This is a genomic window from Streptomyces sp. NPDC031365 (genome assembly GCF_055569765.1).
Genome location: NZ_JBVIIM010000013.1, coordinates 22,892 through 33,038, shown reverse-complemented (window position 1 = coordinate 33,038; position 10,147 = coordinate 22,892). Strand labels below are relative to the sequence as shown.

The 10,147-nt window shown below is 70.3% G+C and carries 12 protein-coding genes and 5 tRNA genes; 13 read left to right on the top strand and 4 right to left on the bottom strand.

The genetic code is table 11. From position 1 onward, the window contains the following. Positions 1–159: 159 nt before the first annotated feature. From ACZ5C2_RS20290 to ACZ5C2_RS20265, 6 genes are all read left to right on the top strand, one after another. The gene (locus ACZ5C2_RS20290) at positions 160–891 is read left to right on the top strand and encodes an HAD family hydrolase (RefSeq protein ID WP_468792851.1); all 732 of its coding nucleotides are present in this window, start codon (positions 160–162) and stop codon (positions 889–891) included. Between the two features lie 91 nt (positions 892–982). Continuing rightward, positions 983–1,054 (top strand) — tRNA-Gln (locus ACZ5C2_RS20285). Positions 1,055–1,093: 39 nt separating this feature from the next. Continuing rightward, a tRNA-Glu gene (locus tag ACZ5C2_RS20280) sits at positions 1,094–1,166 on the top strand. A gap of 62 nt (positions 1,167–1,228) precedes the next feature. Beyond that, positions 1,229–1,301: transfer RNA gene (locus ACZ5C2_RS20275), tRNA-Glu, on the top strand. Between the two features lie 21 nt (positions 1,302–1,322). After that, positions 1,323–1,394, top strand: a tRNA-Gln gene (locus ACZ5C2_RS20270). Between the two features lie 27 nt (positions 1,395–1,421). Then, a tRNA-Glu gene (locus tag ACZ5C2_RS20265) sits at positions 1,422–1,494 on the top strand. 50 nt (positions 1,495–1,544) lie between these two features. Here ACZ5C2_RS20265 and ACZ5C2_RS20260 read toward each other — a convergent pair. Beyond that, on the bottom strand, positions 1,545–2,189 hold the full coding sequence (locus ACZ5C2_RS20260) for a MerR family transcriptional regulator (protein WP_468792849.1): 645 nt from the start codon (positions 2,187–2,189) through the stop codon (positions 1,545–1,547). A gap of 88 nt (positions 2,190–2,277) precedes the next feature. Here ACZ5C2_RS20260 and ACZ5C2_RS20255 point away from each other — a divergent pair, with 88 nt between their 5' ends. Next, the gene (locus tag ACZ5C2_RS20255; protein WP_468792846.1) at positions 2,278–2,811 is read left to right on the top strand and encodes a DUF4188 domain-containing protein; all 534 of its coding nucleotides are present in this window, start codon (positions 2,278–2,280) and stop codon (positions 2,809–2,811) included. A gap of 67 nt (positions 2,812–2,878) precedes the next feature. On the opposite strand, the gene ndgR is transcribed toward ACZ5C2_RS20255, so the two are convergent. Beyond that, a complete protein-coding gene (gene ndgR, locus ACZ5C2_RS20250) occupies positions 2,879–3,592 on the bottom strand; it encodes an IclR family transcriptional regulator NdgR (protein ID WP_103543216.1) in 714 nt (237 codons plus the stop codon). 195 nt (positions 3,593–3,787) lie between these two features. Between ndgR and leuC the strand changes: the two genes are divergently transcribed. The 4 genes from leuC to ACZ5C2_RS20230 all read left to right on the top strand — a co-directional run bounded on the left by leuC (position 3,788) and on the right by ACZ5C2_RS20230 (position 7,098). Further along, on the top strand, positions 3,788–5,218 hold the full coding sequence (gene leuC / locus ACZ5C2_RS20245) for a 3-isopropylmalate dehydratase large subunit (RefSeq protein WP_468792842.1): 1,431 nt from the start codon (positions 3,788–3,790) through the stop codon (positions 5,216–5,218). A 6-nt stretch (positions 5,219–5,224) separates the two neighbouring features. Further along, positions 5,225–5,818, top strand: a complete 594-nt coding sequence (leuD, locus tag ACZ5C2_RS20240) for a 3-isopropylmalate dehydratase small subunit (protein WP_468792840.1) — start codon at positions 5,225–5,227, stop codon at positions 5,816–5,818. Between the two features lie 277 nt (positions 5,819–6,095). Further along, positions 6,096–6,326, top strand: coding sequence for an SCO5555 family protein (locus ACZ5C2_RS20235; protein WP_468792837.1), 231 nt, complete (start codon positions 6,096–6,098; stop codon positions 6,324–6,326). 136 nt (positions 6,327–6,462) lie between these two features. Continuing rightward, on the top strand, positions 6,463–7,098 hold the full coding sequence (locus ACZ5C2_RS20230) for an HU family DNA-binding protein (RefSeq protein ID WP_468792835.1): 636 nt from the start codon (positions 6,463–6,465) through the stop codon (positions 7,096–7,098). Positions 7,099–7,200: 102 nt separating this feature from the next. On the opposite strand, the gene ACZ5C2_RS20225 is transcribed toward ACZ5C2_RS20230, so the two are convergent. Beyond that, positions 7,201–7,404 carry a hypothetical protein gene (locus ACZ5C2_RS20225; RefSeq protein ID WP_468792833.1) on the bottom strand — a complete coding sequence of 68 codons (204 nt, stop codon included), beginning with the start codon at positions 7,402–7,404 and terminating at the stop codon, positions 7,201–7,203. Between the two features lie 9 nt (positions 7,405–7,413). Then, positions 7,414–8,052: a 2-phospho-L-lactate guanylyltransferase gene (cofC, locus tag ACZ5C2_RS20220; protein ID WP_468792830.1), complete on the bottom strand. Its 639-nt coding sequence runs from the start codon at positions 8,050–8,052 to the stop codon at positions 7,414–7,416. A 221-nt stretch (positions 8,053–8,273) separates the two neighbouring features. On the opposite strand from cofC, the gene ACZ5C2_RS20215 reads away from it, so the two are divergent. Both ACZ5C2_RS20215 and ACZ5C2_RS20210 read left to right on the top strand, forming a co-directional pair. After that, complete coding sequence (locus ACZ5C2_RS20215; RefSeq protein WP_468792827.1) at positions 8,274–9,071, top strand: lysophospholipid acyltransferase family protein; 798 nt, start codon at positions 8,274–8,276, stop codon at positions 9,069–9,071. Beyond that, complete coding sequence (locus ACZ5C2_RS20210) at positions 9,068–10,078, top strand: NAD(P)H-dependent glycerol-3-phosphate dehydrogenase (RefSeq protein WP_468792825.1); 1,011 nt, start codon at positions 9,068–9,070, stop codon at positions 10,076–10,078. The genes ACZ5C2_RS20215 and ACZ5C2_RS20210 overlap by 4 nt, the downstream gene beginning before the upstream one ends. Positions 10,079–10,147 lie beyond the last annotated feature (69 nt).

Sequence of the window (10,147 nt, the reverse complement as noted above, 5' to 3'; positions counted from 1 at the left end):
GAGCCCGCCCTCACCCGTCCCGCCACCTACAGGCCACCAGCCCCGACCGCAACCCCCCCCCCCCCCCCCCCCCCCCCCCCCCCCCCCCCCCCCCCCCCCCCCCCCCCGCGCCGTCTTCGGGTACCGGCCTCCGGCCGATCCGGCGGTACCGTCGGTGGCATGGCGATCCGAGCCGTCGTCTGGGACGTGGACGACACACTTTTCGACTACACCACCGCCGACCGCGAGGGCATGCGCGCCCATCTGGTCGCCGAAGGGCTGCTCGCGGGGTATCCCTCCGTGGAGGAGGCGCTGACGTGCTGGCGGGAGGTCACCGAACAGCAGTGGGCGCGGTTCGCCGCCGGGGAGGTGGACTTCGAGACACAACGGCGCGACCGCACCCGGGTCTTCCTGGGACGTGAGATGACCGACGCGGAGGCGGACGACTGGTTCCGGCGGTACGTCACGCACTACGAGTCCGCGTGGAGCCTCTTCCCTGACGTGCTGCCCGTGCTCGACGCCCTCGCCGCCAGCCACCGCCACGCGGTGCTCTCCAACTCCAGCCTCCACGTCCAGGACCGCAAACTGCGCCTCCTCGGCGTGCACGACCGCTTCGAGGCCATTCTGTGCGCCGCCGAGCTGGGCGTCTCCAAGCCCGAGGCCGGCGCCTTCCTCGCCGCCTGCGACGCCCTGGCGCTGTCCCCGGACCAGGTGGCGTACGTCGGGGACCACCCGGAGATCGACGGCCGGGGCGCCGCCGACGCCGGTCTGCTGTCGGTCTGGATCGACCGCGGGGGCGCGTACGCCACCGTCGAGCCGCCCGTGGGGCCGCGCCGTATCGCCTCGCTCGCCGAACTGCCCTCGCTGCTGCGCGCCGATACTCGTTTTGGAGCCCCGTCGACCTTCGGGTAATGTTCTTCCTGCGCCGCGGGGAGCGGGCCGGAAGGCCGGAGCCCCAAAGCGTCGAACTAGAACAAGAAGCCTTCAGGGGCTTGCGTTCCAGTGGCCTATGGTGTAATTGGCAGCACGACTGATTCTGGTTCAGTTAGTCTTGGTTCGAGTCCAGGTAGGCCAGCTCGCAGAGCTCATCTGCGCCCGCGGATCACATCCGCAAGCCCCCGTTGTGTAGCGGCCTAGCACGCCGCCCTCTCAAGGCGGTAGCGCCGGTTCGAATCCGGTCGGGGGTACAGATCCTTCCCGCGAGGGCAGCCAGGGTAGCTCCCACTGCTCACGATGCAGGATCGCTAGGGCCCCCGTTGTGTAGCGGCCTAGCACGCCGCCCTCTCAAGGCGGTAGCGCCGGTTCGAATCCGGTCGGGGGTACTGACTGGTCTAAACCATCATTGGTCTATGGTGTAATTGGCAGCACGACTGATTCTGGTTCAGTTAGTCTTGGTTCGAGTCCAGGTAGACCAGCAGGATCTGCGGAAACGCATGATCCGAGCCCCCGTTGTGTAGCGGCCTAGCACGCCGCCCTCTCAAGGCGGTAGCGCCGGTTCGAATCCGGTCGGGGGTACAGAGCGCGAAGGCCTTCCACTTCGGTGGAGGGCCTTCGTGTTGTCACGATCACTCGATGCCGTACCGCCGCGCCGACTCCTCCTCCTGCGCCAGCCGGTACAGCGCCCGTAGCACCGGCTCGAAGAGCACCGCGGAGGCCACCGCCAGCTCCACCTGCTCCGTCGGTGAGGCGTGCGACTCCATGAAGTCGAGCTGCCTGCGGGCCACCTGGTGCATCAGCTCCCCGTAGGGAGCCATCAGTTCGGCGTCCCACACGAAGCCGAGCCGGCGCAGCGTGGTCACCGCCACCACCAGTGAGCGGTGCACGGGCGAGAGCGGAGCGAGCTCCCGCGCGGTCTCCCAGCCCAGCGACTCCAGCAGCCGGTCCACCTCCGCGCGGGCGGCCACGACGGCGGGATCGTCCTCGTCCGGCTCGGGATCCTGCGGCAGCGCCCACAGCGCCGCGCCCAGCCGGATGGTGCGGCCCAGCGAGTCGTCGTCCACGTGCCCCAGGACCTCGCGTGCCGTCGCCACCGGGACGCCGCCCACCTGGATCAGGGCGCGCACCAGGCGCAGCCGGCGCAGATGGTCCTCGTCGTACTCGGCCGTGGTCGCGTTGACCCGGCGGCCGGCGCGCAACAGGCCTTCCCGCAGGTAGTACTTGATCGTCGCGGTGGACACACCGCTGCGTTCGCTCAACTCCGCCAGCCGCATGTCTTGCGCCCCTCCTGGGATAGCGAGACTATCCAAGCGTTCCGTCCGGAACACCGCTCGCCCACCCTACGGATCGGGGGAAAGTGTGATGTCGCGCAGGTTCGCAGTCGCCGAGCGCACGACCGCGGCGGCCGAGGGAGACGTCGTCGTCCTGCTGATCGGCATGCGGATCAACCGCTTCTGGGCGGTGCACCACTGGCTGCCGGTCCTGATCTCCATGCCGCGCATGCTGCGGGAACTGGGCAAGCAGCCGGAGCGCGGACTCCTCGGACACGTACTGCTCACCGCCTCACCGCGGACGTACTACGTCGTCCAGTACTGGGAGTCCAAGGAGAAGCTGTACGCCTACGCGCACGCCTCCGACACGTTCCACCACACCGCGTGGGCCTTCATCAACCGCAAGGAGCGGGCGGGGAAGGTGCGCGGGCACGTCGGGCTGTGGCACGAGACGTACGTGGTGCCGCAGGGGTCCTACGAGTCGATCTACGCCGACATGCCCGCGTTCGGACTCGCGGCCGCGCACGGGCGGACTCCGCTGGAGCGGCGCGGCCGGCGCGCGAAGGACAGGTTCGCGTACCGGCCGGAAAAGGCGGCGCCGTCGGCGACGGCCGACGGCACGTGAGGCCGGGGGAGGGGCCCGCCGCGGCGTTGAGGCGGGCCCGGTCCCACGGGGAGGGACGGGACGGTGGTCAGGAGCGGCGCAGCGCCTCGGAGAGGCGGCCGGCGGCGTCGATGATGGCCTGTGCGTGCATCCGGCCCGGGTGGCGGCTCAGCCGCTCGATGGGGCCGGAGACCGAGACGGCGGCCACCACGCGGTTCGAGGGGCCGCGCACCGGTGCCGAGACGGACGCGACGCCCGGCTCGCGCTCGCCGATCGACTGGGCCCAGCCGCGGCGCCGTACGCCCGACAGGGCCGTCGCCGTGAAACGGGCGCCCTGCAACCCGCGGTGCAGCCGCTCGGGCTCCTCCCAGGCCATCAGGATCTGCGCCGAGGAACCGGCCTTCATCGTGAGCGTGGAGCCCACCGGAACCGTGTCCCTCAGACCCGACAGCCGTTCCGCCGCGGCGACGCAGATGCGCATGTCGCCCTGGCGGCGGTAGAGCTGGGCGCTCTCGCCCGTCACGTCCCGGAGGTGGGTGAGTACCGGGCCCGCCGTGGCGAGCAGCCGGTCCTCGCCCGCCGCCGCGGCCAGTTCGGCCAGGCGCGGGCCGAGAATGAACCGGCCCTGCATGTCGCGCGCCACCATGCGGTGGTGCTCCAGCGCCACGGCCAGGCGGTGGGCCGTGGGTCGTGCCAGTCCGGTGGCCCCGACCAACCCCGCGAGGGTGGCCGGACCGGACTCCAGAGCGCTCAGGACGAGGGCCGCCTTGTCCAGAACGCCGACGCCGCTACTGTTGTCCATGAAACGATACTCGCGTCTCACTCTGTGAAACGCAAGTTCAATTTTCCGTGGAACCCGCCACTCTTGAAGCACGGAAGCAACGAGGCCCGTGGACCACCGGGCCTGGCGGCGGACGCCCGGGACGAGGGGTGCGGGCGCCGCCTCCCCACAGATCTAGTTGGGCCGGCGCACCACTTGCCGGCCGGAGGGAAAGCGATGGGTAGGACACTCGCGGAGAAGGTCTGGGACGACCACGTCGTCCGGCGCGCCGAGGGCGAGCCCGACCTCCTCTTCATCGATCTGCACCTGCTGCACGAGGTGACCAGCCCCCAGGCCTTCGACGGCCTCCGCAAGAACGGCCGCCCGGTGCGCCGTCTCGACCTCACCATCGCCACCGAGGACCACAACACCCCGACCCTCGACATCGACAAGCCGATCGCCGACCCGGTCTCCCGGGTCCAGCTGGAGACCCTGCGGAAGAACTGCGCCGAGTTCGGTGTCCGGCTGCATTCGCTGGGCGATGTCGAGCAGGGTGTGGTCCACGTCGTCGGTCCGCAGCTCGGTCTCACCCAGCCCGGCATGACCGTCGTCTGCGGTGACTCGCACACCTCCACGCACGGCGCCTTCGGCGGGCTGGCGTTCGGCATCGGTACCTCCCAGGTGGAGCACGTCCTGGCCACCCAGACGCTGCCGATGGCCCGCCCCAGGACCATGGCGATCACGGTCAACGGCGCACTGCCCGACGGTGTCACCGCCAAGGACCTGATCCTGGCGATCATCGCGAGGATCGGTACGGGCGGCGGCCAGGGCTATGTCCTGGAGTACCGCGGTGAGGCCATCGAGAAGCTCTCGATGGAGGCCCGGATGACCATCTGCAACATGTCGATCGAGGCAGGCGCCCGCGCGGGCATGATCGCCCCGGACGAGACGACCTTCGCCTACCTCGAGGGCCGTCCGCACGCCCCGAAGGGCGAGGACTGGGACGCGGCCGTCGCCTACTGGAAGACGCTCAAGTCCGACGAGGACGCCGAGTTCGACGCCGAGGTCGTCATCGAGGCCGCCGAACTGTCGCCGTTCGTCACCTGGGGCACCAACCCGGGCCAGGGCGCCCCGCTCTCGGCGTCCGTCCCCGACCCGGCTTCGTACGAAGACGCCTCGGAGCGGCTCGCCGCCGAAAAGGCCCTGGAGTACATGGGGTTGGAGGCCGGCCAGGAGCTGCGCTCCATCGACGTGGACACCGTCTTCGTAGGTTCCTGCACCAACGGCCGCATCGAGGACCTGCGCGCCGCCGCGGACATCATCCACGGCCGCAAGGTCGCCGAGGGTGTGCGGATGCTGGTCGTTCCCGGCTCCGCGCGGGTGGGGCTGCAGGCCGTCTCCGAGGGCCTGGACGTGGTTTTCAAGGAGGCCGGCGCCGAATGGCGGCACGCGGGCTGCTCGATGTGCCTGGGCATGAACCCCGACCAGCTCGCCCCCGGTGAGCGCTCCGCCTCCACCTCCAACCGCAACTTCGAGGGCCGGCAGGGCAAGGGCGGCCGTACCCACCTGGTGTCCCCGCAGGTCGCCGCCGCCACCGCGGTCCTCGGCCACCTGGCCTCCCCGGCCGACCTCGCCGCCGCCGACGCCCGTACGCCCGCTGGAGTCTGATCAGTCATGGAAGCTTTCACCACCCACACCGGCCGGGCCGTCCCGCTGCGCCGCGGCAACGTCGACACCGACCAGATCATCCCCGCCCACTGGCTCAAGAAGGTGACGCGGGACGGTTTCGAGGACGGGCTCTTCGAGGCCTGGCGCAAGGACCCGGATTTCGTACTCAACCGCCCCGAGCGCGAGGGCGCCTCGGTGCTGGTGGCCGGCCCCGACTTCGGCACCGGCTCCTCCCGCGAGCACGCCGTCTGGGCGCTGCAGAACTACGGCTTCAAGACCGTGATCTCCTCCCGCTTCGCCGACATCTTCCGCGGCAACTCGCTGAAGAATGGGCTGCTGACAGTGGTCCTCGACCAGAAGACCGTCGACGCGCTGTGGGAGCTTACCGAAGCGGACCCCACCGCCGAGATCACCGTCGACCTCGAGGCCCGCGAGGTGCGCGCCGAGGGCGTCACCGCTTCCTTCGAGCTCGACGAGAACTCCCGCTGGCGGCTGCTGAACGGCCTCGACGACATCTCCATCACGCTGCGGAACGAGGCGGACATCTCCGCGTACGAGGCGAAGCGCCCGTCGTTCAAGCCGAGGACGCTCACGGCCTGACCCGCACCCCGGCCGAAGTCCTCGCACGAGGTCGACTTTCGGCCACCGCCTCGACCCTCCCGTACCCCCGATCGGCCCGATCGGGGGTACGGCCGTGTCTGCACCCGTTCGGCCCTGCGTGCCGCCTTGTGGGTCCCCAACTTGCCACGTTATGAAGGTGGTTGCCGGGGTACACGTGTCACGTGCGCGTGATCCGGGCGGGTGCGCGGACGGCCGTCCCAGGCGGCAGTTGCCCCCTGGGCAGGCGACAACTCGCCCCAGATGGCACAATCTGTGCATGGAACGCGACGGCCAACTCGAGCTCTATGCGGCGGTCGCGGTCCAGCTCAAAGAAGCGCATGCAAGGGTGCGCGCACTGCAAGTCCCGGAGGGCGTACGGATGGCGCTGACCCGGAAGCTGCTGGTCATTACGGCCGCGGCCAAGCACGATCTCGCCGGTGCGGCAAGGCGTCTGGAGCGGTTCATCACAGACCTCGACGCGGGTCGATTCCCCGAAGAGGAACGCTGAACCAGTCGAGACAGTCGAGTTCGTTGCGGCACAAGGGTGATTAGCCCGTTTCGTGTTTGATTTGCGGTATATATCTGCCTAACGTGCGAAAAAGCTTGAACACATTCGTTCTGGCGATGTCTCCGAAGGGGAAGACGTGAACAAGGCGCAGCTCGTAGAAGCGATTGCCGACAAGGTGGGCGGTCGCCAGCAGGCCGCCGAGGCTGTCGACCACGTACTGGACGCCATCGTCCGCGCGGTCGTCGCGGGGGAGCGGGTCTCGGTCACCGGCTTCGGTTCGTTCGAGAAGGTCGACCGTCCGGCCCGCTACGCCCGTAACCCCCAGACGGGCGAGCGGGTTCGGGTCAAGAAGACCTCCGTTCCGCGCTTCCGTGCAGGCCAGGGATTCAAGGACCTGGTGAGTGGTTCGAAGAAGCTGCCGCGCGGCGGCGAGGTCGCGGTGAAGAAGGCGCCCAAGGGCAGCCTCACCGGCGCCGCTTCGGCGACGGTGAAGAAGGCCGCGGCGAAGAAGACCTCGGCCAAGAAGGCCGCCACCGCGAAGAAGGCGGCCGCGAAGAAGACCACGGCGAAGAAGGCCGCCACCAAGACGGCCGCGAAGAGCGCGGCGAAGAAGGCGCCCGCCAAGACCACGGCGACCGCGAAGACCACCGCCGCGAAGAAGACGACTGCCAAGAAGGCCCCCGCGAAGAAGGCGACGGCGACGAAGGCCCCCGCCAAGAAGTCGACCGCCCGCAAGACCACCGCCAAGAAGACCACCACCCGCAAGAAGTAGCGGGCGTCGCCCCTTGGGCAGGCGTTTCTCACGCGCCGGGCCGGACTCCTGAAGGAGTCCGGCCCGCGGTGTGTTGGGGAGGGGCGCCGGTGGCCGGGACGGTCAGAAGGTCTGGAGCGTCACCAGCGTGATCCGCCGGGCCTCGCCCTCGCCCTCCGTCTCGATCCGCACCCGCTGCCCGGGACGCAGCAGCCGCAGACCCCCCGCGTCGAACGCCGGGGCGTCGAAGGGCACCGGGGTGCCGTCGTCCAGGAGCACCTGACCGCTGCGGCTGTCGGGCTCGTAGGTGTACGCGGTGGCCTGCATGGCGGCAGCCTACTGCTCCGCCATCAGCAGCCGCGCGGCGACCGCGGCCGTGCGGGGGCCCACCCCCAGCGCCAGCGCCGCCCGCAGGTCGTCGCCCGTGTCCACGTCCTGCCGCACGGAATCCACCGCGTCCAGGCGCAGCTCCACCGCCCCGGACGCCCGGTGCCGGACCCGCGACCCGGGGCCGAAGAGCGGACGCAATTCCCGGCCCTGCCTCGCGGCCAGCAAAGTCGTGCCGAGAGCGGCGGAATCGGCGAGAAAAGCGCGCGGGAATTCGGCGGCCGAATCGAGAACGCGGGCCAGTTCCGGCGGTCGGAGGGCCGGCAGGTCGGCGTTGAGAGCCGCGACGGGTGCCGCGCGCCGGGAGGAGCCCACCGCCGCCGCGGCATACGTGAGCGCCGCGTTCAGGCCGCCCTGCGGCTGGTCGGGGACGATGCCGGCGCCGAGTGCCGCGAGCTCGCGGGAGGCCAGGGCGTCGTTCGTGACGACCACCACGTCCCGCACCGCAGGGCATTCCAGCGCGGCCACCACCGTGTCCTGGGCGAAGGCGAGCGCGAGGCCCGGGCGCAGGCCGTCGTCCGCGGTGTCCGAGAGCCTGCTCTTGGCCTGGGCCAGCGGCTTCAGGGGTACCACCAAGGTCCACTGCACGAGTGTTACGTCCCTCTCTTGTCGCGGCCATTCTCACCCGGAGCACCGGGAGGCAAGAGGGCAGGGGGCAGGGCGCGAAGCTCCTCGCGAGGGCGGTGATGGGAGACGGGCGGGCGTACGGTGTTCTCGACAGACCGGCGGCCCGGGGCGACACTTGTGCGGCCCGTCTGGCCTCCGGGTCCGGGCCCTGGGCCTGTCATTCGGAAGAGGAAGGTGTACTTGTGCCGCGCCGCAGAATCGGCTTCTGGTACCGCTTCGCCGCGGTGATCTCCAAACCGCCGCTGGTGGTTCTGCTCAAGCGGGACTGGCGCGGAATGGAGAACATTCCGGCCGAGGGCGGATTCATCACCGCGGTGAACCACAATTCGCACATCGATCCCTTCGCTTACGGGCACTTTCAGTACAACACCGGACGCGTCCCGCGATTCCTGGCGAAGAGTGGGCTTTTCAACAAGGGTTTCGTCGGTGCCGCGATGCGCGGCACCGGTCAGATCCCCGTCTACCGGGAGAGCTCGGACGCGCTCAGCGCGTTCCGCGCCGCGATCGACGCCGTGGAGCGCGGCGAATGCGTCGCTTTCTACCCCGAGGGCACCCTCACCCGCGACCCGGACGGCTGGCCCATGACCGGCAAGACCGGGGCCGCGCGCGTCGCGCTGCAGACCAAGTGCCCCGTGATCCCGGTCGCCCAGTGGGGCGCCAATGAGCTGCTGCCTCCGTACGCGAAGAAGCCCAGGCCCCTGCCGCGCAAGACCAGCCGGGTGCTGGCCGGACCGCCGGTGGACCTCGACCGCTTCTACGACCGGGAGATGACTCCGGAACTGCTCAAGGAGGCGACCGAGGCCATCATGGCGGCCGTCACCCGCCAGCTCGAGCTGATCCGCGGTGAGAAGGCCCCCGAGACGCCCTACGACCCGCGCCGGGAGCGGATCGAGCAGCGCCGCAAGACACGTAAGCAGACGCGGCAGGACCGGACGCGGGGCGTCGCGCCCACCGCGCGGGAAGAAGGGCTGGGCACGTGAGCAAGCCGGTCAAGGCGGCCGTCTTCGGCACCGGATCGTGGGGGACGGCCTTCGGCATGGTCCTCGCCGACGCGGGCTGCGACGTCGTGCTGTGGGGACGGCGCCCCGAACTCGCCGAATCGGTCAACTCCACCCGCACCAACCCCGACTACCTGCCCGGGGTCGAACTCCCGGAGAACCTGCGGGCCACCGCGGACGCCGCCGAGGCGGCGCACGACGCCGACTTCACCGTCCTCGCCGTCCCCTCGCAGACACTGCGCGGCAACCTCGCCGAATGGACTCCGCTGCTCGCGCCGGGCACGGTCCTGGTGTCCCTGATGAAGGGCGTCGAGCTCGGCTCCGCGATGCGGATGAGCGAGGTGATCGACGACGTCGCCAAGGTCGGCGCCGACCGCATCGCCGTGGTCACCGGCCCCAACCTGGCCCGGGAGATCGCCGCCCGCATGCCGGCCGCCTCCGTGGTCGCCTGCACCGACGAAGCGGTCGCCCAACGACTCCAGACCGCCTGCCACACCCCGTACTTCCGGCCGTACACCAACACCGACGTCATCGGCTGCGAACTGGGCGGCGCGGTGAAGAACGTGATCGGGCTGGCCGTCGGCATCGCGGACGGCATGGGACTCGGCGACAACACCAAGGGCTCCCTCATCACCCGCGGCCTCGCCGAGACCACCCGGCTCGGCGTCGCGCTCGGCGCCGACCCGCTGACCTTCTCCGGACTCGCGGGCCTGGGCGACCTGGTGGCCACCTGCTCCTCGCCGCTGTCCCGCAACCACACCTTCGGCACCAACCTCGGCAAGGGGCTGACGCTGCAGGAGACCATCGCGGTCACCAAGCAGACCGCCGAGGGCGTCAAGTCCTGTGAGTCGGTGCTGGATCTGGCGCGCCGGCACGGCGTCGACATGCCGCTCACCGAGACGGTCGTCGGCATTGTGCACGAGGGCAAACCTCCCGTGGTCGCCGTCAAGGAGCTCATGTCGCGCAGCGCCAAACCCGAACGACGCTGAGGGAGGGTCCCCTGCGTTCGGCCCACGTGCGGCGTTGCGGGCGCTGACTCACGGCTCTGCCAACAGGTA